24 protein-coding genes are annotated in these 20163 nt (G+C 52.9%); 23 read left to right on the top strand and 1 reads right to left on the bottom strand.

The window, feature by feature from the left end; genetic code table 11:
• Positions 1 to 14: 14 nt before the first annotated feature.
• The 14 genes from hisC (at position 15) to NLX71_RS03710 (ending at position 11343) form a co-directional block, all read left to right on the top strand.
• Positions 15 to 1115, top strand: a complete 1101-nt coding sequence (hisC, locus tag NLX71_RS03775; protein ID WP_254362156.1) for a histidinol-phosphate transaminase — start codon at positions 15 to 17, stop codon at positions 1113 to 1115.
• The gene (locus NLX71_RS03770) at positions 1112 to 2200 is read left to right on the top strand and encodes a prephenate dehydrogenase (protein WP_254362155.1); all 1089 of its coding nucleotides are present in this window, start codon (positions 1112 to 1114) and stop codon (positions 2198 to 2200) included. Before hisC ends, NLX71_RS03770 begins: the two co-directional genes overlap by 4 nt.
• A gap of 394 nt (positions 2201 to 2594) precedes the next feature.
• Positions 2595 to 3188 (top strand): RNA polymerase sigma factor, encoded by a 594-nt coding sequence (locus tag NLX71_RS03765; protein ID WP_254362154.1) that lies wholly within the window; start codon positions 2595 to 2597, stop codon positions 3186 to 3188.
• A complete protein-coding gene (locus NLX71_RS03760) occupies positions 3185 to 3811 on the top strand; it encodes an anti-sigma factor family protein (protein ID WP_254362153.1) in 627 nt (208 codons plus the stop codon). Before NLX71_RS03765 ends, NLX71_RS03760 begins: the two co-directional genes overlap by 4 nt.
• A 66-nt stretch (positions 3812 to 3877) precedes the next feature.
• The gene (locus NLX71_RS03755) at positions 3878 to 4468 is read left to right on the top strand and encodes a histidine phosphatase family protein (protein ID WP_254362152.1); all 591 of its coding nucleotides are present in this window, start codon (positions 3878 to 3880) and stop codon (positions 4466 to 4468) included.
• Positions 4469 to 4653: 185 nt separating this feature from the next.
• Positions 4654 to 5781 (top strand): hypothetical protein, encoded by a 1128-nt coding sequence (locus NLX71_RS03750; protein ID WP_254362151.1) that lies wholly within the window; start codon positions 4654 to 4656, stop codon positions 5779 to 5781.
• Positions 5782 to 5867: 86 nt separating this feature from the next.
• Positions 5868 to 6380 (top strand): gamma carbonic anhydrase family protein, encoded by a 513-nt coding sequence (locus tag NLX71_RS03745; RefSeq protein ID WP_254362150.1) that lies wholly within the window; start codon positions 5868 to 5870, stop codon positions 6378 to 6380.
• 54 nt (positions 6381 to 6434) lie between these two features.
• Positions 6435 to 6626 carry an IDEAL domain-containing protein gene (locus NLX71_RS03740; protein ID WP_254362149.1) on the top strand — a complete coding sequence of 64 codons (192 nt, stop codon included), beginning with the start codon at positions 6435 to 6437 and terminating at the stop codon, positions 6624 to 6626.
• 115 nt (positions 6627 to 6741) lie between these two features.
• The gene (locus NLX71_RS03735; RefSeq protein ID WP_254362148.1) at positions 6742 to 7194 is read left to right on the top strand and encodes a DUF2487 family protein; all 453 of its coding nucleotides are present in this window, start codon (positions 6742 to 6744) and stop codon (positions 7192 to 7194) included.
• 240 nt (positions 7195 to 7434) lie between these two features.
• A complete protein-coding gene (locus NLX71_RS03730; protein ID WP_302058059.1) occupies positions 7435 to 7980 on the top strand; it encodes a Rieske (2Fe-2S) protein in 546 nt (181 codons plus the stop codon).
• Positions 7981 to 7999: 19 nt separating this feature from the next.
• The gene (gene qcrB / locus NLX71_RS03725; RefSeq protein ID WP_254362147.1) at positions 8000 to 8671 is read left to right on the top strand and encodes a menaquinol-cytochrome c reductase cytochrome b subunit; all 672 of its coding nucleotides are present in this window, start codon (positions 8000 to 8002) and stop codon (positions 8669 to 8671) included.
• Positions 8672 to 8728: 57 nt separating this feature from the next.
• The gene (locus NLX71_RS03720; RefSeq protein WP_254362146.1) at positions 8729 to 9625 is read left to right on the top strand and encodes a c-type cytochrome; all 897 of its coding nucleotides are present in this window, start codon (positions 8729 to 8731) and stop codon (positions 9623 to 9625) included.
• Positions 9626 to 9780: 155 nt separating this feature from the next.
• Positions 9781 to 10404 carry a DUF1405 domain-containing protein gene (locus NLX71_RS03715; protein ID WP_254362292.1) on the top strand — a complete coding sequence of 208 codons (624 nt, stop codon included), beginning with the start codon at positions 9781 to 9783 and terminating at the stop codon, positions 10402 to 10404.
• 54 nt (positions 10405 to 10458) lie between these two features.
• Positions 10459 to 11343: a sporulation protein YpjB gene (locus NLX71_RS03710; protein ID WP_254362145.1), complete on the top strand. Its 885-nt coding sequence runs from the start codon at positions 10459 to 10461 to the stop codon at positions 11341 to 11343.
• 7 nt (positions 11344 to 11350) lie between these two features.
• On the opposite strand, the gene NLX71_RS03705 is transcribed toward NLX71_RS03710, so the two are convergent.
• Entirely contained in the window at positions 11351 to 12217 is an 867-nt protein-coding gene (locus NLX71_RS03705) for a YitT family protein (protein ID WP_254362144.1), read from the bottom strand.
• A 209-nt stretch (positions 12218 to 12426) separates the two neighbouring features.
• Here NLX71_RS03705 and NLX71_RS03700 point away from each other — a divergent pair, with 209 nt between their 5' ends.
• The 9 genes from NLX71_RS03700 to panB all read left to right on the top strand — a co-directional run bounded on the left by NLX71_RS03700 (position 12427) and on the right by panB (position 20150).
• Positions 12427 to 12762: a nucleotide pyrophosphohydrolase gene (locus NLX71_RS03700; RefSeq protein ID WP_254362143.1), complete on the top strand. Its 336-nt coding sequence runs from the start codon at positions 12427 to 12429 to the stop codon at positions 12760 to 12762.
• Positions 12763 to 12852: 90 nt separating this feature from the next.
• Positions 12853 to 13374, top strand: coding sequence for a tetratricopeptide repeat protein (locus NLX71_RS03695; RefSeq protein ID WP_254362142.1), 522 nt, complete (start codon positions 12853 to 12855; stop codon positions 13372 to 13374).
• A 44-nt stretch (positions 13375 to 13418) separates the two neighbouring features.
• A complete protein-coding gene (gene dapB, locus NLX71_RS03690) occupies positions 13419 to 14222 on the top strand; it encodes a 4-hydroxy-tetrahydrodipicolinate reductase (RefSeq protein ID WP_254362141.1) in 804 nt (267 codons plus the stop codon).
• 91 nt (positions 14223 to 14313) lie between these two features.
• Complete coding sequence (gene mgsA, locus NLX71_RS03685) at positions 14314 to 14733, top strand: methylglyoxal synthase (protein WP_174551178.1); 420 nt, start codon at positions 14314 to 14316, stop codon at positions 14731 to 14733.
• Positions 14730 to 15434, top strand: a complete 705-nt coding sequence (bshB1, locus tag NLX71_RS03680; protein WP_254362140.1) for a bacillithiol biosynthesis deacetylase BshB1 — start codon at positions 14730 to 14732, stop codon at positions 15432 to 15434. The genes mgsA and bshB1 overlap by 4 nt, the downstream gene beginning before the upstream one ends.
• Positions 15435 to 15478: 44 nt before the next feature.
• The gene (gene bshA, locus NLX71_RS03675; protein WP_254362139.1) at positions 15479 to 16669 is read left to right on the top strand and encodes an N-acetyl-alpha-D-glucosaminyl L-malate synthase BshA; all 1191 of its coding nucleotides are present in this window, start codon (positions 15479 to 15481) and stop codon (positions 16667 to 16669) included.
• A 1-nt stretch (position 16670) separates the two neighbouring features.
• Entirely contained in the window at positions 16671 to 17966 is a 1296-nt protein-coding gene (locus NLX71_RS03670; protein ID WP_254362138.1) for a CCA tRNA nucleotidyltransferase, read from the top strand.
• On the top strand, positions 17963 to 18937 hold the full coding sequence (locus NLX71_RS03665; RefSeq protein WP_254362137.1) for a biotin--[acetyl-CoA-carboxylase] ligase: 975 nt from the start codon (positions 17963 to 17965) through the stop codon (positions 18935 to 18937). Before NLX71_RS03670 ends, NLX71_RS03665 begins: the two co-directional genes overlap by 4 nt.
• A gap of 334 nt (positions 18938 to 19271) precedes the next feature.
• Positions 19272 to 20150, top strand: coding sequence for a 3-methyl-2-oxobutanoate hydroxymethyltransferase (gene panB / locus NLX71_RS03660; RefSeq protein WP_254362136.1), 879 nt, complete (start codon positions 19272 to 19274; stop codon positions 20148 to 20150).
• Positions 20151 to 20163 lie beyond the last annotated feature (13 nt).

The following is a 20163-nucleotide window of genomic DNA, read 5'->3' as shown; positions in this document are numbered from 1 at the left end:
AGGTGACCTTTGTCGTGCAGCCTAAACAAAATATCGTTCATCTCCCGGTCTACCAGCCGGGAAAACCGATTGACGAAGTCAAGCGTGAGCTTGGTCTGACGGAAGTGATCAAGCTTGCTTCCAACGAAAATCCTTTCGGGTGCTCGCCTAAAGCGAAAGAAGCGATTGCCGCGATGCTCGACCAAGTCAGCATCTATCCCGACGGCGGCGCTGTTGAACTGACGAACGCCGTTGCCGGTAAGCTGGGAGTACAGCCGAATCAAATTATATTCGGATTAGGATCGGATGAAGTGATCTTGATGATCGCCCGTGCGTTTCTGACTCCGGAAGACGAGACGATTACCGCTTATCCGACGTTTCCACAGTACAGGCACAACGCCGAGGTCGAAGGGGCCAAGGTAATCGAGGTGCCTGTGGACGCGAACGGAAAACACGATCTGCAAGCGATGCTGGGCAAAGTAAATTCCCGGACGAAAATTGTCTGGATCTGCAACCCGAACAACCCGACCGGGACGATGCTGAGCGAAGCGGAAATTACGTCGTTCCTGGAGGCCGTGCCGAAGAACGTCATGGTCGTGCTGGATGAAGCTTACGCGGAGTACAACGTCAGCGGACAATATCCCGACAGCATCAAGCTGCTGGAGAAGTATAATAATGTCGTTGTGCTGCGCACGTTTTCCAAAATCTACGGCTTGGCTTCTTTGCGCATCGGCTACGGCGTTGGCCATCCCGATGTCGTTCGCTCGATCAATCAAGTGCGCGAGCCGTTCAATACGACGAGCTTTGCCCAAAAAGCGGCACTGGCGGCGGTAAACGACGATGCATTTATCGAGTCCTGCCGCGAGGCGAACGCGAATGGAATCCGTAAGCTGACAGCGAAATTCGCCGAGCTGGGACTTCCGTATTTCGATGCTCACGGCAACTTCATTATGGTTGATGTGAAGCGGGACGGAGGCGCGGTGTTCCAAGGGCTGCTGCGCAAAGGAATCATCGTCCGTCACGATCCGAGCTGGGGTTACCCGACCATGATCCGGGTAACGGTAGGCAGCGAAGAACAAAACAACAAATTCCTTGGAGCGCTGGAGCAAGTGCTGAGTGAAGTGGCCGCCTCATGACAAAGGTTGCCATATTCGGAGTCGGATTGATCGGCGGCTCGTTGGCCCTCTGCTTCAAGGGGAAGCCGGGACTGACGGTTGTCGGCCATTCCAATAACCCGAAGTCCGTAGAGAAATATTTGAAGCGCGAAGTCGTGGATCATGCGACTACTTCGATTGAGGAAGCGGCAGCGGAAGCGGATTTTATTTTTTTGTGCGTCCCAGTCGGCAACCTTGAGGAGTATTTGCATAGACTGTCCGCTCTGCCGCTCAAGCCAGGCTGCATCATCACCGATGTAGGCAGCACGAAAGCGAGCGTAACGGCCTGCGCTTCGCGCCTGAAACTACCGGGCGTCCATTTTATCGGAGGCCATCCGATGGCGGGCAAGGAAAAGTCGGGCGTAGAGGCGGCGAGCTACAGATTGTTCGAGAACGCCTTTTATGTGCTGACGCCGGACGCCGGAACGCCGAAGGACGCTTACGACCGGCTTACGGAGCTGCTACAGCACACCCGGGCGCATCTGGTGAAGGTAGACCCGGTGCTGCATGACGAGATCGTGGGCGCAATCAGTCACCTTCCGCATATTATTGCTGTGGCGCTCGTGAACCAAATTGCTCGTTATAACGAATCGAACGAGCTGTATCAGAATTTGGCGGCGGGCGGCTTCCGCGACATCACGCGCATTGCTTCCAGCGATCCGGTCATCTGGCGGGATATTCTGATCAACAACCGGGAAGTGATCCTGAAGCTGCTTCGGGACTGGAATGACGAAATTGCCGGGTTTATCGGCCGGTTGGAAGCGGAGGACGGTGTTGGCATCGAACGTGAGTTTCAGAAAGCCAACCAATTCCGCTCCGGATTGCCGGAGCGGCGCAAGGGCATCATCCATTCGTTCTATGATATTTATGTGGACGTGCCCGACCATCCGGGGATCATCGCGCAGATTACGACGCTGCTCGGCAGCCACCGGATCAACCTTAGCAACATTCAGATCATCGAAAGCCGGGAAGATGTCCCCGGTGTTTTGCGCTTGTCGTTCCGGGAGGAAGGACAAATGGACAAAGCGCTGGAATTGCTTAAAAAAGACTACGCGGTTCACGTGTAGTCTTTTTTTAAAAAAAATCGGAAACGTTTTCAAAAAAACCATTGACATTTTGTAAACGTATACATATAATAAAAGTACAGTATGGTTTCTCTCCACTCCTATCCGAATAATTGCACACTGTGCAACCGCCTGAATTTCAGGCGGTCTTTTTTTTGTCGGAATGCATATACAGAAAATGGGTTCACAAAAAAGTAAAAGCGCACGCCTGTTTTTGGAAAAAGTTATGTATCTTGTCGGAAAAGCAGGATTTTTGGCTAGTTACCTCGAATCTTAGTATGATCGCCCCCAATTCTAAAAAAATTTTAAAATCGACCGCAACTTTTTACTCCCCCAACAGTACAACAAAGTAGTATCGCTGGGAGTAAGCAGGAATCACAAGGAGGGTCGCACTCGCATGACCGATTCCCAGTTGATCAGAGAAATCAAGGACGGCAACGTCCAACTTTACGACGAATTAATGCGCCGCTACGAACGTAAAATATTGGCATTTATCTTTCATATGCTGAAAAGCGCACAAATGGAATCGATGGCGGAGGACTTGTGCAACGAGACATTCTACAAGGCTTACCGCAGTCTGCATTCATTCCGCGAGGTAGAGGCAACCTTTTCCACTTGGCTCTACACCATTGCGCGCAATACGGTTCTTAGCGAGCTGCGTAAACATAAGAACACTCAGGTTTCACTGGAGCAAAGCGGATACACGCCTCAAACCGCAGTGGAAACATTACCGGAACAAACGGTGCTTCGCAACGAAAAGGTGAATATGGTTCGCGATGCGATCAACAATTTGCCCGAGAAGCAGCGTTCCGCGCTTATATTGCGAGAGTATGACCAACTTGATTATCAAGAGATAGCAAATATCCTCGGACAAACGGTGAGTTCGGTCAAGTCTTTGTTGTTCAGAGCAAGGGCCAGTGTAAAGCTTCAACTGGAACCATACTTTCTTGAACCGATCTTTGAGGAGTATGAGGAGATGAATCGACGATGAAATGCAATGACGTTTACGATTTTTTCGGCGTATACTGGGACCTGCCGGAAGACGATCCAAACCGGCTGGCAGTGGATGAGCATATTAAAAATTGCCCTTCATGCGCTGAAGAATTTCAAATATGGCAAGAGAGCACGGAATTAATCCGAACGACTGGGGTGGAAAAGACGTTCGATAGCGGCGAGGTTTCCGTATCTTCCAGCGTCATGGATCGAATCTATGCGGATGAGTCGTGGCGCATTCCCGTCGGCGACCGTCTGTATCAGTTTTCTAATAAGCTGCGGCGGAACCTGACTGCGGTGATCGTTTGCTTTGTCGCTTTGTTTATGGTCACCTTTTACTTTTCGTTTACGAACGACGGTCGGTACGAAGCCGGCTCTCCGCATGAATCCGCGGTGTTCGGGCGAATGAACGATCCCGTCGTTGCCGTCGCCGGGAAATCGGATTCGATGAACGTGCATGCGATGCCTACGGCCGTAGCAAGTCTGCGCGGGTTCAGTGATCCGTTCATGTATCAGGTCGGACCGATTCGTACGATCAACGATTATATGCTTTTCGTGTCGTTATTCGGATTGACCGGCACGCTCCTGATCATGAATTGGTTTTCGCGCACACGCCAGTAACGAGAAGGCCCCGTTTCCGGGGCTTTTGTCTTTTGCATCAGGCAGAAAAGGGGAGTCGGCAAACGAATGGTAGCGCTTGGGTTTATACGTCACGGGACGACAGAATGGAATTTGGCGGGACGCATGCAGGGGCAGATGGACACGCCCTTGGCTGAAGTAGGACGGGTTCAGGCCGAATTGCTGGCAAAGCGGCTTGCGGGAGAGGCATGGGACGGCATCATCGCCAGCGACCTGCTTCGGGCTAAAGAAACGGCTCTTACGATATCCCGCCTTACCGGGGCTCCGCTTCTTGGATTGGATGTCAGGCTGAGGGAGCGGGCGTTCGGCGAGTTAGAAGGGACCACGCTGCAAGAGCGCATTGACCGCTGGGGCGAGGGGTGGAGAGACTTGGATCTCGGCGTGGAGAGCGATGAGAAGCTGCTGGCGCGCTGGGCGTCCTTTCTCTTCGACGTGGACCGCGAGCATCAGGGCAAACGGATCTTGCTCGTCAGCCATGGCGGATACATCGCACCGGTGCTGGCACAGTTTATCGGAAGAAAGCTTGAAGAGCATCTGAGCAATACGTCGCTTACGATTATGGAGCGGACGCCGGACGGCTGGCAGTGCCAACTGCTGAACTGTACCGTCCATCTTGCGGAGCTTGAGCAGAGGGCTTGAGAGAGAATATCATACTTAGCCGAAATGAAGCGGCTTTGCACGCATTTCTATTTAGAAGTGTGTGCAAAGCCGCTTTTTTGTATGGAACTGAAATAAACTTTTAACCGACCGCGTTTAAATCTAGAACATTTTCCCATACTGGGTACTAAGAAAGCCTTGGAGGGAAGTTCTGGAGGGACGAATGGATGAATTTAGCCGACATGTTAAGCTATGCCGACATTCACCAGTTGAGCCGCATCGCAGGTACATACAACTGCGAGTGCAACGGGCATTCGAAGAACGAGCTGATTCAATCGATTTTGTCAACCGTAGGACGAAGGGACATTTTCGACCATCAGATCGGCGCGTTGTCCACCCAGGATATCCGGTTTCTTAACTCGCTGCTTTTCGATCAGCGGGGAACGTTCAGTCTGGAGGAGCTGGTCGCCCGGGTGCAGCAAAGCCGGTTTGAGAAAGACGAAACGGATGCGGCTTGGAATCCGCGCGATACGATTACCCGCTTCAAACAGCTAGGCTGGCTGTTTAACGGCCATTCGCAGCAGACGAAATATTTGTTTCAAGTGCCTGCGGATCTGAAGCGACGTTTTGTCACCGCCCTGACCAAACGTTTCGAGCAGCAGTTGGATGCTGCCGATGAGCCTCCCGTCTACCGGGACGAGCAAAAGCTGATCCTGGACGATATCGCGAACTTTCTGCTCTTTCTCCGCGATCAGGAAGTGATGCTGACGAGCGAGAACGCGATGTACAAAAGGAGTCTTCAGCAGGTGCTGGATCGGCTGGCCGTGCGGGAGGAGCCGGTAGGGAAGACGGCGTGGCGATTCGGCTACGGTCGGATGTTCCGCGACTATCCGAACCGCTTCTCCTTCATCTACGACTATTGCTACTATAACGACCTCGTCACCGAGCATCATCAGGTGCTAGCTCTGACGGAGCAAGGGCTGGCCCGGGTCAACGAAGGGGGGAAGGAAGACCCGGTTCAGGTGTACCGTTTCTGGTTAAGGCTTTATAAAGGCCCCGTCCCTCATCTGCAATCGATCGTTCAATGGTTGAACCGTCTATGCAAAGGCTGGGTGACGTTCGATTCCGCGAAGCGGGCGCTCGTACCGCTGATCCGTCCCTTTTATTACGATACGCCTGATTCTATCCTGGAGCAGCGCATCGTCCAAATGATGATGCATCTGGGCCTGCTGCGGATCGGGGAAGAGGATCGATGCGGCCGTGTCATTCAGGTGACGAAACTCGGCAGCAGTATTATTGAAGGCACCTATGTGCCGGATGAAGAGAAGATTGTGCTGCCATTTGACAACCGGTAATCCCCTTGCTACAATCACTCCATTTAATCCGCCTGATGCATCTATTCAAGAGCGATGCTCGGGCCTCCAAAGGAGTGGCGATAATAATGCTTCACAGCTATAACGGGATTACCCCTACGGTTCATCCTACCGCTTTTCTCGCACCGGGCGTGCGGATCATTGGCGACGTGGAAATCGGCGAGGGCGCAACGATCTGGTACAATACGGTGCTGCGCGGCGACCTGGCCCCGATCCGAATCGGAAAAAGAAGCAATATCCAAGACGGGTGCATCGGTCACGTCAATACGGACCAGCCGCTGATCATCGAGGACGAGGTTTCTGTCGGACATGGCGCGATTATTCACGGGTGCCATGTAGGCAAAGGCACATTAATCGGCATGGGGGCGATTGTACTTAACGGCGCCGTGATCGGTGAATATGCTTTAATAGGAGCGGGTTCTCTCGTAACCGAAAACAAAACGATTCCCCCGTTTACCCTGTCGCTCGGATCTCCGGCTAAAGTGGTGCGCGAGCTGAAGGAATCGGACCTTGCACGAATGAAACGGACAATGGAAAGCTACTGCTTAAAGGGCGAGGAATATCGGAAGGAACGTACGTAAAGGAATGCTGGAATGAACCGAAATAATCATGACCCGGTTTGGAGGTAGGTTCTCATGGGCAAAATGAATGTGACGAACGAAATAATGCTGAGTTTGTTTGCTGAAATGTTGCTTGATGAAGCACTGCGTAACTACAAAGAGCAGGTTCTATATAAAGAGATCGATCAAGCTCTGGCCAAGGGAGACGAACAATCCTTCATTGCCCTAACGACCGAACTCAATGCGCTGCGCTCTCTCGGGAAATGAGGATTTCAAGGCAGTCCGGAACACAAACTTGTCATTTTTGCGAAAAGACATATGAAGCCCGTTCATATGTCTTTTTTCTATGTTAAAGTAAAGAGCGGGAAAGAAGGTGATACATATGAAATTCAGCGACATTCAAGAAACGCAGTGGGAGGAGCTTCGTCCTTACTTGGACACGTGCCTGCTGCCGGTAACCGGACTGCGGGGAACGGAAACGCCGTGGCAGGCGGCAAGCGAGCTTGAGCGGCTTCGCGACGCTCTCGATTTATTGGAGATCCCGTTTAAAGGCCGGACCGTTACTTACCCGGCCATTCACTTCGTTCCGTCGGGCTCGGGAGAAACGTTCCTTGGAGAAACCTGTGTCAAGCTAAAGGAAGCCGGGTTCCGGTATGTGGTGATTGTGACGGCCAAATCGGAGGAAGAGCTTGTTTTAAACCCGGATGAACTGGGAGGAAAAGCGGATCTTTTGCTTCGATTTACACCGGACGAGCTGCGCCAATCCGCTTCGGACGCGAAGAGACGGGCTGCCGAAGTGGTAATGGCTTTATGGAGCGGAAGGCAAACATTGTGAAGCATGTATGATCTGTGGCAACTATGCAAATTCTAAGCAAGAGCCCTCGTTTTCAGGGTGTTCCGGCAGTTGTGACAATTTCGTTAACAGTGTTATCAGCCGCCAGAATTACACGCCGGAATGGCCTGACTGCATTCTTGACGCACCCAGAGACGTAAGCTATTATTAGTTATGTCCTAGTATATGGTGTAAAGTTACGTCGAACGACTGATATATGTTGCAAAAGGGGGTAGAACGAGAATGAACGATCACTCGAATCAAGAGTCGCAGCATCGCGGTGAGAAGCCGGTGGCGCGTCGTGAAATGTCCAGACGCCAGTTTCTTAACTACACCCTTGGCGGAGCTGGAGCTTTCATGGGTGCCGGGATGTTGGTTCCGATGATTCGGTTTGCAGTGGATCCGGTTCTTCAGCCTAAAGCTCAGGCGCAATGGGTTAAGGTTGTAGAAGAATCGAAGGTAGCGAACGAGCCGAAATCCTTTAAATTTAAAGTACATCAAGTGGACGGCTGGTACGAAAGCGAACCAGAGCTTGAGGCGTGGATTTCCAAAGGGAAGGACGGTAAAGTCTTCGCGCTCAATCCGACCTGTAAACACCTTGGTTGTACGGTCAACTGGAACGGCAGTCCGGAATTTAAGGATGAATATTACTGTCCTTGCCACGGCGCCCACTATACGGCGGACGGCAAAAACTTGGCCGTCGCACCGCTGCCGCTCGACGAATACGAAGTGAAGATCGAACAGGGCTTTGTGTACCTGGGTCAGCTCGGTCCGAACAAACGGGTGTAATAAGGAGGCGTAACATCAGATGTTTAAAAGTGTTTATAACTGGATTGATGAACGTCTGGATATCACGCCGATGTGGAGAGACGTAGCGGACCATGAGGTACCGGAGCACGTAAACCCGGCGCACCACTTCTCCGCATTCGTCTATTGCTTTGGCGGGTTAACATTCTTTATCACAGTTATACAAATCTTGTCTGGTATGTTCCTTACCATGTATTACGTGCCGGATATTATCAATGCCTATGCGAGCGTCGATTACCTGCAGCATAAAGTTGCTTTCGGCGTTATTGTCCGCGGCATGCATCACTGGGGAGCCAGCTTAGTTATCGTGATGATGTTCTTACATACGCTCCGCGTTTTCTTTACGGGTTCTTACAAGGCGCCCCGCGAGATGAACTGGGTTGTAGGTATGCTCATCTTTTTCGTCATGTTGGGACTCGGTTTGACGGGTTACCTGCTGCCTTGGGATAACAAAGCCTATTTCGCAACAAGCGTTACACTGAAGATCGTCGAGTCGGCACCGTTGATCGGTCCGTATGCCAAGACGTTCCTGCAGGGCGGCGAGATCGTAGGCGCACAGACGCTGACCAGATTCTTTGCTCTGCACGTATTCTTCCTGCCGGGAGCTTTGCTTGCCCTGCTCGCCGGACACTTCATCATGATCCGCAAGCAAGGGATTTCCGGTCCGCTGTAAGAACCGGTGAGGCCTGCTGAGCCGGTATTCATGAGAAAATGAGAAGGAGGGTGAATCGTGGCTCACGGTCATAAAACTGATGAAAAAATCGTTTACGTCGGGGATTCGCGCGTACGTTCCAAGTCGTCACGGATGATTCCCCAAGATTTTTCCGCTTATCCCGGAAAATCGGAAGTTTTTATTCCGAACTTTCTATTAAAAGAATGGATGGTCGGCGTTGTTGTTCTGGTCGGGTTTTTGGCTTTGGTTATGTCCGAAGCAGCACCGCTCGGTTATCCGGCTGATCCGACGAACACGCAAATCATCCCGATGCCGGACTGGTACTTCCTGTTTATGTATCAGCTGCTGAAATACCCGTACACTTCGAACCAATTTGTGGTGCTCGGTACGGTCGGCGTTCCGGGAATCCTATTCGGCGCGTTGATGCTGGCGCCGTTCCTGGATACGGGAAAAGAAAGACGTTTTTATAAACGTCCAATCGCTTCCGCTCTGATGTTCTTGAGCTTGACTGCGGTTACATATCTGACATATACGTCCTGGCATCACTATCAGCTGGAACTGAAAGAGAAAAACGTGATTCCCGAGCATATCAAACGGGAAGAGGAAATGCACGCCAACAAGGGGAAAGCCGGCGGAGAAGGCAGTGGCGGAGCCAAGAAACCGGCTGCACAAGCTGCGGCAATCGTCGCTCCGGACGATCCTGCGGCAGCGATTTACCAAAAATCCACGTGTCTTTCTTGTCACGGTGGCGAGCTGAAAGGAATGCCTTCCGCCAAAATTCCGGCGCTTCGCGGAGTTGGCGACAAGCATTCGAAGGATGAGATTCTCGGCATCATCAAGAAAGGCCAAGGCAGCATGCCAGCCCAATATGATGCGAACATCTCAAAAGGCTTGACGGAAGCTGACATCGACAAACTGGCCGATTGGCTCGCCAAGCAAAAAGCAAGCAAATAATCCAACCGAACCTGACCGTTAAGCGCGGTCAGGTTTTTTTAAGATCGTGGAAGCTAACGGCTGGCGGTTAAACACATAAAGAGCTGGAGGGAGCCATTTTGTTGGGAAGGAGCTTGTCGTACTGGTTTTCGCGCGAATTTTTGAGCAGCCGGTTCATGCTGTGGAGTTTGTTCTGGATTAACCTGCTCGGGACGATATATGGCTATATATGGTATGGCAATCAGTTGGTCTATACGGCAGTTGAAATGTCGCCGCTTTATTTGCCATTTGTGCCGGATAGTCCGACCGCCAGTTTGTTTTTTACTTGGGCGGTAGCCTATTGGCTTCTCGACCATTATCGTTCCCCGGCTAGCACTTTGAATCCAGCGAAGAAAAGCGGCTGGAGATGCTTTGTTGAAGCGTTCGCTGTCGTGACTTCGTTTAAATATGGGATTTGGGCCGTTGCGATCATTTTTGCAGGAGCTTATAAGGGAGATATTCTTGTGTGGCAGGATTGGATGCTGGTGTTCTCCCATCTTGGCATGGCGGCCGAAGCGGTGCTGTACTTTCGCTTGTACCGATACCGCTGGCTATCCGTCGTTCTTGTCGCATGCTGGGTATTGTTGAACGATACGATGGATTACAGTCAAGGAGTTTATCCGTGGCTGCCAAAAGTGCTGGAGGACAACTTATCTGAAATTGCTAAGTTTACTATGGCTTTGAGCGTATTTAGCGTCGCTTTAGCTCTTGTATTGTGGCTCGTAAGAGAGCTTCGGCCGGCAAGAACCTCGTCCAAATAGTCGGTCTAATCGGCACTTTCTCTCCATAGGATGTACTTAGGAGGGGATGTCCCAATGGCCGGAAAGGATCGAAGAGGGCATAGGTTCGGGATTTGGCTGGCCCTGTCCGTCAGCTTATTGCTGATTGCAACAGGGTGCGGGGAGGAGAAGAGCGCAAAAGTAACGTCGGCGGCCAAGCCCACGGCGGAGCAGGTGCAGAAGACAGAGCTGCTGGGCCGGACGGCGGAAGAGTTGTACCAAAAAGCAAAGCAAGGAGACGTTCCGGGAAGTCTAATGACGCTTCAGCAGCTAAGCGATCAAATACCGAAGATACGCTTTGAAGGTCTCACGTCAATTGAAGGAATGAACGCACTGACGAGGGCCGTTACGGATGCGAAACGGTTGTTCAACGCGACAACCTTCAAACCGGAGGAAGGACTGTTAGCAGCCGCAAAAATTCGCCTCGCAGCGGATGCGCTGACGCATCCTCATAGGCCATTATGGCTGCAGTATGACAAGCTGCTCTCCGACGACGTGAACCTGCTAGAAAAGGCCGCTACCGATAAAAATCGAGCCGAGGTTCGAAAGGGAGCGGCCTTGCTGGAGCAGCATATCGGCATGATCCGCCCGAGCTTGCTTATCAGCCGCAGTCCTACCGACGTCGAGAAGCTTGATTCGCTTGCAACTTTCATTAAGCTTCAGGCACAAGGGGAAGGCGAGCTGTACCGCAACGTGCTCAATGCGGTTCCTCCGCTTCGCGGCCTGCTGGATAAACTGTTTCTGAAGCGGGAAACGACTGCCTATTTGCCTTACCCCGAACAGCAGAACCCGATTCTTTGGATTATAACGCTCGGTTCCGTCATCTTGGCATCGCTCGGCTTTGCCGCGTGGCGGTTATCCAAGAAAAACGGCGGCCTTGTTCCGGTCCGCCGTCCTGACCCGGAAAAGCCGGGAAGCTAAATATGGTTTAATTGGGCTTAAAGCCTTCTCCGACAACGTCGTGAACCTCCGTAATAATGAGAAATGCGAGGGGATCGATAGAGCGGACGAGGTCTTTAAGCCTTTTCATTTCGCTCCGGGCTACGACGCAGTAGACGACGTTTTTGGGTTGCTTGGAGTAGGCTCCGACCGCGGGGAACAGGGTGGCTCCCCGGTCCAATTCCTTCGCAATCGCCGCAGAAACCTCATCCGCGTGATCGGTGATGATCATGAACGATTTGGCGGCGTATGCCCCTTCGATAAGAATATCAATCAACTTCGAAGCGATGAACACGGCGACAAAGGTATATAAGATTTTCTCCTTCGGGAGAAAGAAGAGTGAGGCCCCGATGACGACGACGTCCATGATCAAGATCACTTGCCCAATGCTCCAGCCCTTCAGTTTGTGGGCGACCCTTGCCAGGATGTCCGAACCGCCGGTCGTTCCGCCGTACCGGAAAACGATACCGAGACCGAGACCGAGCGTAAACCCGGCATAAGCTGTGGCCAGGAAGAAATCGTGCTCCGTCCGGAACGGAACTAACCATCCCGCCTGAATGAGCCGCTCCATGACCCATAGAAAGAACGATACGGACAAGGTGCCGAGCACCGTATACCCCATCGATGCTTTGCCCAAAATACGCCATCCCAAGTAAAATAGCGGGATGTTCAGTCCTAAAGTCGTCAAGGACGGCGGCAGCCCGAAAATATAAGAGAGCAGCAGGGCAACCCCGGTCACTCCGCCTTCCATCAATTCGTTGGAGATCACAAAATAATGAATGCCGAACGCATAAATCGCCGTTCCAATCAAGATTGGAACGATATTTTTCAGATGTGCTTTCAGGGGTTCCGGCATAAATCCACCTCGATTCGAAAAGATGCTTATAGTAAGATTCTCTTAGGTTATCTCGTTGCCCTTTTTTTCATGATAAAGTAAAATAAAAAAGTTTTAAGAAGCAAAAAAAATTTGTCATTCCCCCTCACTTTGCGTTAACATGGTACTGATACGGTTGTCCCTCACGACCGTTCGTCATATGAATATAAGGTGGGTGAACATCTCCCGGTATGTCCGAGAAAACGTTAAAGGACCTCCAAGGCGAGGTGCACGAATACATATCGCAGTTTAAGGAAGGATACTTCAAACCGCTGACGATGCTGGCCCGGATGTCGGAAGAGGTAGGGGAACTGGCGCGGGAAGTAAACCATCGTTACGGCGAGAAGCCGAAAAAGGCGACCGAGGAGGAAAACTCCATCGAGCTTGAGCTTGGCGACATTTTGTTCATTACGATCTGCTTCGCGAATTCGCTAGGCATCGATTTGACGGAAGCGCATGATAAGGTCATGCACAAATTCCGGACGCGGGACGCGGACCGTTGGACGAAAGTAAACACCGACGCTTGAGCCTTTTCATATACTGTATCATCACCTTGCACTTCTCATGTCGGCTTGGAGGGCTTGCTTCCGGTTTGGCTGAGGAAGGAGATGATGCAGTTGAAAGGCGAAGAGGCAATCAAGAAAGCGTACGAATCGATCCTTAATCACGATTTCGAACAGGCCATTGCCTGGTTCGAGCGTGCGATTGCGACGAATCCCGAATGCGCGGCGTACCATTATAAGCTGTCCATTACGTACGCCCGCAGCGGTAAGCTGGATAAAGCGGCGGCACATGCAAGCCAAGCGGTACGGCTTGAACCGGAGGATGAGCATTATACATTCCATCTGCAGCACCTTCAGGCACGGCAATTGACGCTCCAAGCAGAGAAACTGTTCGAGGAGTCGGACGAACGGCTGTGGCTGGCGGTGTCGCTGCTGCAGCAAGCGGTGAAGCTTGATCCGCTTTCGCAGAAAGCTTTTTTACTATTGGGTATCGCTTATTCCCGGCTTCGGGAGTTCGCTCCGGCTGTGCAGGCCATACAGGAGCTGCTCAAGCTTGATCCGCAGCATTCCATCGGCTTGCGGCTGCTCGCGGACTACCGGCGAAAGTGGAAGGAATACATGAGTGTTACCCTATAAGTGCCATTGATCGACACCTAGGCGGAAAGGACAATGAATCCAATATGAAACCAATCATCAAAGTAGCGGTTGCCGGAGCGGGAGGCCGTATGGGGCGCGAGGTCGTCAAGCTGGTATTAGGCGATCCGGAACTGGAGCTGGCTGCTGCGGTCAACCGTTCCGCTGTAGGAACGGATGCAGGTAGACTGGTCGGCCTGGATGCTTGCGGAGTTGCGGTTACGAACGATTTGGAGCTTGCTCTCGCGGAAACGAAACCCGATGTGCTGGTTGATTTTACGGCTCCGCATTCGGCGGTAGCGCACACCCGGTTGGCTATAAAACATAAGGTTCGCCCCGTGATGGGGACTACCGGCTTTACGCCGGAAGATATTGCCGAATTGGACAAGCAGTGCAAGGAAGCGGGGATCGGCGGATTGATCGCTCCGAACTTCTCGATCGGCGCCATTCTGATGATGAAATTCGCTGCACAGGCCGCTAAACATTTTCCTCATCTGGAAATTATCGAGTATCATGGCGACCAAAAGCTGGACGCGCCTTCGGGCACTTCCGTGAAGACGGCGGAGCTGATCTCCGAAGCTCGTCAGGAACTGCGTCAAGGCAATCCGAACGAAGTGGAGACGATCGAAGGCTCGCGCGGAGGGTATTATAACGGATTCCGGATTCATAGTGTTCGGTTGCCGGGTGTCTTCGCCCAGCAGGAGGTCATCTTCGGCGCTTTCGGACAATCCTTGAAAATCCGTCACGACTCGTATGATCGCGCCGGGTATATGCCTGGCGTTAAGGTAGCCGTTCAAAAAGTCATGAAATATACCGGTATGGTTTACGGCTTCGAACATTTTATCGATTAAAAACGAATGAGGACATGGGGCCGGACCGAAGAGGACCGCTCGAGTGTCCTCGTTTTATAGGAGTTTAGAGAGGAGCTGCCGTCCTATGGCAATGAAAATCGCGCTTATCGCACACGACCGCAAGAAGGAAGAAATGGTCAATTTCGTTATGGCCTACGAGAATGTATTTCAAGATCATACATTGTATGCGACAGGAACGACAGGCACGCGAATTATGGAAAATACGAGCCTGCAGGTGAACCGCTTTATGTCCGGTCCGCTCGGAGGGGATCAACAGATTGGAGCCTTGGTGGCGACCAATGAAATCGATTTGATTATCTTTTTGCGCGACCCGCTAATGGCGCAGCCGCACGAGCCGGATATCATTGCTTTGCTTCGTCTGTGCGACGTTCAAGGAATTCCTTGCGCTACCAATATCGCGACCGCGGAAATTTTGGTCAAAGCGCTTGACCGGGGAGACTTCGCCTGGCGAGAGCTGGTGCATAAATACAAGCCGGGAATCGACCAATGAACGAGTCGCTTGATTTGCTCGTTTTCGGCGCTCACCCGGACGATGCGGAAATCGGTATGGGCGGGACGATTGCGAAGCATACGGCAGCCGGGCTTAAGGTCGGCATTTGCGACTTGACTTTGGCAGAAATGTCTTCTAACGGCACGGTCGAGACACGTCAGCAGGAGGCAAAGGCGGCATCGGAGGCGCTCGGTCTGGCTGTTCGCACCAATCTGCAGCTGCCGGACCGCGGACTTTATCTGCAGCCGGAGTATGTGGAGCGCATTGCCTTGGAAATCCGCACATGGAAGCCGCGCATCGTGTTCGCTCCGTATTGGGAGGACCGGCATCCGGACCATATCGCCTGCAGCAAGCTGGTGCAGGAAGCGCTGTTCAATGCCAAGCTGAGACGGTACTTGCCCGATCACCCGGCGCATACGGTAGAAGAAAGCTATTTTTATTTCATTAATGATGTGATAGAACCGGACGTGATGGTTGACGTGACCGGCCAGTATGAGAGCAAGCGCTCATCGCTGCTGGCATACCGGAGCCAATTCGAAACTTCGGGCTCGGCTGCCGGGAACGACATCGTACGTACACCGTTGAACCAAGGCTATCTGGAGCGGGTGGAAGCCCGGGACGCTCTCCTTGGGCAAAAACGGTCGGTCCGTTATGCGGAAGGCTTTATCAGCAAGCTGCCTTGCTTGACAGAGCTGTTCTAAACGCGTGATCAAATTCAGGAGCAATAGGAGGCGGCTCGAAAACAATGAACCGGCTAAAAATCGGAATTACATGCTATCCCACATTAGGGGGGTCGGGCGTCGTCGCCACCGAGCTCGGCAAGCTGCTTGCGGAAAAAGGGCACGAGGTTCATTTTATTACGCACAGCATGCCGTTTCGACTTGGAAAGTTCGACCGCAACATCTTCTATCACGAAGTCGAAGTCAACGACTATTACGTGTTTAAATATCCGCCATACGATTTGTCTCTGGCCAGCAAGCTTGCACAGGTGGTGAAGCTGGAACAGTTGGATCTGCTGCATGTCCATTACGCCATTCCGCACGCCGTCTGCGCCCTGCTTGCCAAGCAGATGGTTGGACCGGAGCTGAAAGTGGTAACGACTTTGCATGGCACAGATATTACGGTTTTGGCACAGGACGAATCGCTAAGCGATCTGATCCGGTATGCGATTAACCAAAGCGATGCGGTGACCGCCGTATCGCAGGATTTGATCCAGGAGACGAGGCAACTGCTTGGCATCGAGAAGACGATCGATTTGGCTTACAATTTCGTGGACAAACGGGTATACTATCCGCGCGAAGTGGCGACGCTCCGCAAAGAGTTTGCGCATCCCGACGAGAAGATTTTGATTCACATTTCCAACTTCCGTCCGGTTAAACGGGTAACGGATGTTGTGGATATTTTCGACCGCGTCCGCAAAGAAGTGCCTTCCCGCCTGCTGTTTGTAGGCGAAGGCCCGGAGCTGTCCAAGGTGCTCTGCAAGGTTAAGGAGCTCGGGCTGTTGGATCGGGTGACGTTCTGCGGCAAGCAGGACGACGTCGCCCAGCTGCTGTCGTTAGCCGATCTCATGCTGCTTCCGTCCGAGAAGGAAAGCTTCGGCTTGGTTGCGCTGGAAGCGATGGCCTGCGGCGTGCCGACGATCGCCTCTAACGCCGGCGGCATTCCCGAGTTGATCACTCATGGCGAAACCGGTTATTTGGCGGATATCGGCGATGTAGAGCAAATGGCGGCATATGCGATAGCGCTGCTAAAGGACGAAAGCTTGTACAAAAAGACGGTAGACGCCTGTTTGTACCGGGCGCATTATACGTTCTGCAACGATTTAATTACGCAGCAGTATGAAGCGTTGTATTACCGGGTGCTTGGGCGGCCGATCCAGGAATCGATTCGGGAAAGTCGCCGCTTAACCGCTGACAAGGGAAGCGGGATTACATAACATGAGCGATGCTTTAAAGCAGGGGGCCATGCATATTGTCCAGCGCTTGTGCGAGGCGGGCTTCGAGGCTTATTTGGTCGGCGGATGCGTTCGGGACGAACAGCTCGGACGCCCCGTGAAGGATTACGATATTGCCACTTCGGCTCATCCCGACCAGGTGCAGCAGTTCTTCGAGCGTACCGTGCCCACCGGATTGCAGCATGGGACGGTTACGGTCATCGCGGATAAGAAGCCTTACGAAGTAACGACGTTTCGCCGGGAAGGCGGATACGAAGCGTTCCGTCGCCCAACTGAGGTGGAATATATCGACAGCTTGACGGAGGATTTGCAGCGGCGCGATTTCACGATGAATGCGATGGCTATCGATCAAAACGGTCATCTGATCGATCCGTTCGATGGCATGAAGGATTTGGAACGCGGCATCCTTCGCTGCGTCGGTCAAGCGGAAGAACGGTTCGGGGAAGATGCGCTGCGAATGATGCGGTGCCTTCGTTTTGCGTCGGAATACGGCCTGACAGTGGAGCAGGCGACCTGGGACGCTCTGAACTCCGGCATTTCGCTGCTGCGGCATATCGCCATGGAACGGACCCGGGCGGAGCTGGAGCGCATGCTTGGGGGCAGCGATCCGAACCAGGCCTTGCACTTGCTCGCGGGAAGCCGGGCGCTGCGTCACGTGAAGCAGGAGCTGCTGCTGTCCGGGCTGGACAAGGAAACGGAGTGGCCGCCCCTCTCACGGTTAACGGAAATGGAGCATCGGCTAGCTTTTATCTACATTCGACTGGGAGCCGACCCCGCGGATGTTGAAGAGGATATGATCAAGCTAACCCTCTCCAGACAGCAGATGGAGACCGTCAAACGAATCGTTGCCGCGCATACTTCTCTTGTATCCGGATGGAGTGAATCGACGGAACGGGGCGGAGAACCCTACTTAAGAAAAGTATGGATTGCGGCCGCACTCAAGTATGGCGTTTCTGCGCTCCGTACATTAAGAGAGATTTACTTGCTGGAGGACGCCCCGATTCGGACTGACAACGTCAAGGTTGGCGGGGCCGTGGATGTATGGAGAAGAATGGGCTCCGTGTGGCTGGAGCAGATGCCTGTTTCAGCTCTTGCAGAGCTTGCCGTCGGAGGGAAAGAGCTTATGGACCGTCTGGGCGTCAAAGGCGGTCCGTGGACCGGCCGGCTGCTGCACCGCTTGCTTGAAAGCGCTGCGTTCGGCGAACTTCCCAACGACAAAGAAACGCTGCTTGCGGCAGCCCGGGAGCATTACGAAAACATGCAGGAGAACGATGAATGATGACGGATCGACTGATCGGACTGTTCGAGCAATCGGACGGCAAATTTTTGTCCGGCGAACAGCTGAGCGAGGAGCTTGGCGTCAGCCGGACGGCCGTTTGGAAGCAGATCGAGCGTTTGCGGCAGCAAGGATACCGCTTCGAAGCGGTATCGCGCAAAGGCTACCGGCTGTTGTCCAAGCCGGACAGGCTGGATATAAGCCTCCTGCAATTGAAGCTGGAGACGGAACGATTCGGCCGGTTCGTGAAATATTACAACCAGGTGGAGTCGACGCAAATCGTCGCGGCTCGCTGTGTTGCGGAAGGTGCCGAGGAAGGCACGATTATTCTTACGGAAGAACAAACTGCCGGGAAAGGCCGGATGGGGCGCAAATGGCATTCTCCGGTCGGAAAAGGCATCTGGATGAGCCTGATTTTGAAGCCGGTTTGGATTCCTTTGTTATTCACCCCTCAATTGACTTTGCTCGTTGCCGTCGCTTTATGCCGGGCCATCCGCAGCGCGGCAGGTGTGGAGGCAGGGATCAAATGGCCTAACGATCTGCTTGTTGGCGGTAAGAAGGTCTCGGGTATTTTGCTTGAATCAAGCGCCGAGGATGAGCGGCTGCAGCACGTTATCGCCGGAATCGGCATCAGCGTGAATCTGCAATCGGACGATTTTCCTCCGGAGCTGCGGGATACAGCAACCTCGCTTGCCATCGAAGCAGGTCGTCAGGTGGACCGGATCGAGGTGCTCAGCCGGTTTTTGCTGGAGTGGGAGCAGTTGTACGAGTTGTACCGGCGGGAGGGCTTTGCCCCCATCAAGCTGCTGTGGGAAGCGCTGAACGTATCGCTTCACCGGAATATCCGCTGCCGGACCCCTCAAGGGGACTTCGAAGGATTTGCCGAGGGGATCGATGAGCATGGCGCTTTGCAGCTTCGCACAGCAGACGGATCGGTAAAAAAGCTGTATTCCGCCGATATCAGTTTCGGGTGACACAAGTTGAAAACTTTGGTATAATGTACGGTACGAAGACGGTATCCGTAGGGAGCTGTACTTCAGCCGTATGTTTCTTGCTTGAACAACCGAATAGCTTGACCCAAGCAATATGTCGGATTCTGCTCTGAGCCTAACCGGACCGAGACAGAAGGATCATATGAGAAGGACATGTGAACCTTTTAGCCTCTGTATGGGCTGAAAGGTTTTTTTGCTCTTTGCAACAATCCGGCCGATTATCGCAATACTATCAGGAGGAAGGACGGCAGAGGGAGATACTCCCCGAGCGTACGGAACCCTGAACCATTCCAACCCGGAAGGCAAGGTGTTAATCATGGACATGCGTAAACCGGTCACGACGGCCAAACTGAGAAAAATGAAAGAAGACGGGATTCCGATCAGCGTCATGACGGCATACGATTACCCGACGGCTATGCTGGCGGAGGAAGCCGGCATCGATGTAATTCTTGTAGGGGATTCGCTGGGGAATGTTGTGCTCGGCTACGATTCAACGGTCCCCGTCACGCTGGACGATATGATTTACCATTCACGTGCGGTGACGCGTGCGGTCCGGACCAGTTTTGTGGTGACGGATCTGCCGTTCAATACGTATCACGGCAGCATCGATGCGTCGCTGCGGAATGCCGGACGGATTATGCAGGAAGGGCTGGCCAAAGCGGTGAAGATGGAGGGCGGAGTGGAGATTGCGCCGACGGTCGAAGCGCTTGTGCAAGCGGGCATTCCTGTAATGGCCCACCTCGGCCTGACCCCTCAGTCGATTCACCAAATCGGCGGCTATAAAATCCAAGGCAAGACGGCCGCTCAAGCGCAAAAATTGCTCGACGATGCCAAAGCTTTGGAACAGGCCGGAGTTTTCTCCATCGTGCTGGAGCTTGTAACCGATCAGGTCGCCGCACATCTGACGAGCAAGCTATCCATTCCGACCATCGGGATTGGCGCCGGCAAAGATTGCGATGGTCAGGTGCTCGTATTTCACGATGCGCTGGGCTACGGATCGGGCATTCATCCGAAGCGTTTTGTGAAGACTTACGGGAACGTCGGCGATCTAATCCGCAGTGGACTTCGTCAGTATGTGGACGACGTGAAGCAGCGCAGCTTCCCGGGGCCGGAGCATTCGTTCCGTATGGATGACGAAGTGGCGGGGTCCTTGTATGGCGGCGGGAAACCGGTAGCAGCAGCACATAGAGAATAAGAAACGGAGTTTC

The organism is Paenibacillus sp. MZ04-78.2 (genome assembly GCF_024213375.1).
GTDB lineage: Bacteria > Bacillota > Bacilli > Paenibacillales > NBRC-103111 > Paenibacillus_G.
This window is presented reverse-complemented; position numbering and strand designations above follow the sequence as displayed.

Excerpts from the sequence above, each read along its gene's own strand:
- NLX71_RS03710 (WP_254362145.1), top strand. The coding sequence starts at position 10,459 with ATGGCCGGAAAGGATCGAAGAGGGCATAGGTTCGGGATTTGGCTGGCC.
- NLX71_RS03700 (WP_254362143.1), top strand. The coding sequence starts at position 12,427 with ATGTCCGAGAAAACGTTAAAGGACCTCCAAGGCGAGGTGCACGAATAC.
- bshA (WP_254362139.1), top strand. The coding sequence starts at position 15,479 with ATGAACCGGCTAAAAATCGGAATTACATGCTATCCCACATTAGGGGGG.
- NLX71_RS03750 (WP_254362151.1), top strand. The coding sequence starts at position 4,654 with ATGAATTTAGCCGACATGTTAAGCTATGCCGACATTCACCAGTTGAGC.
- NLX71_RS03730 (WP_302058059.1), top strand. The coding sequence starts at position 7,435 with ATGAACGATCACTCGAATCAAGAGTCGCAGCATCGCGGTGAGAAGCCG.
- NLX71_RS03765 (WP_254362154.1), top strand. The coding sequence starts at position 2,595 with ATGACCGATTCCCAGTTGATCAGAGAAATCAAGGACGGCAACGTCCAA.
- NLX71_RS03760 (WP_254362153.1), top strand. The coding sequence starts at position 3,185 with ATGAAATGCAATGACGTTTACGATTTTTTCGGCGTATACTGGGACCTG.
- NLX71_RS03705 (WP_254362144.1), bottom strand. The coding sequence starts at position 12,217 with ATGCCGGAACCCCTGAAAGCACATCTGAAAAATATCGTTCCAATCTTG.
- NLX71_RS03755 (WP_254362152.1), top strand. The coding sequence starts at position 3,878 with ATGGTAGCGCTTGGGTTTATACGTCACGGGACGACAGAATGGAATTTG.
- NLX71_RS03745 (WP_254362150.1), top strand. The coding sequence starts at position 5,868 with ATGCTTCACAGCTATAACGGGATTACCCCTACGGTTCATCCTACCGCT.
- mgsA (WP_174551178.1), top strand. The coding sequence starts at position 14,314 with ATGAAAATCGCGCTTATCGCACACGACCGCAAGAAGGAAGAAATGGTC.
- NLX71_RS03735 (WP_254362148.1), top strand. The coding sequence starts at position 6,742 with ATGAAATTCAGCGACATTCAAGAAACGCAGTGGGAGGAGCTTCGTCCT.
- NLX71_RS03670 (WP_254362138.1), top strand. The coding sequence starts at position 16,671 with ATGAGCGATGCTTTAAAGCAGGGGGCCATGCATATTGTCCAGCGCTTG.
- panB (WP_254362136.1), top strand. The coding sequence starts at position 19,272 with ATGGACATGCGTAAACCGGTCACGACGGCCAAACTGAGAAAAATGAAA.
- NLX71_RS03740 (WP_254362149.1), top strand. The coding sequence starts at position 6,435 with ATGGGCAAAATGAATGTGACGAACGAAATAATGCTGAGTTTGTTTGCT.
- NLX71_RS03665 (WP_254362137.1), top strand. The coding sequence starts at position 17,963 with ATGATGACGGATCGACTGATCGGACTGTTCGAGCAATCGGACGGCAAA.
- qcrB (WP_254362147.1), top strand. The coding sequence starts at position 8,000 with ATGTTTAAAAGTGTTTATAACTGGATTGATGAACGTCTGGATATCACG.
- NLX71_RS03715 (WP_254362292.1), top strand. The coding sequence starts at position 9,781 with ATGCTGTGGAGTTTGTTCTGGATTAACCTGCTCGGGACGATATATGGC.
- bshB1 (WP_254362140.1), top strand. The coding sequence starts at position 14,730 with ATGAACGAGTCGCTTGATTTGCTCGTTTTCGGCGCTCACCCGGACGAT.
- dapB (WP_254362141.1), top strand. The coding sequence starts at position 13,419 with ATGAAACCAATCATCAAAGTAGCGGTTGCCGGAGCGGGAGGCCGTATG.
- NLX71_RS03770 (WP_254362155.1), top strand. The coding sequence starts at position 1,112 with ATGACAAAGGTTGCCATATTCGGAGTCGGATTGATCGGCGGCTCGTTG.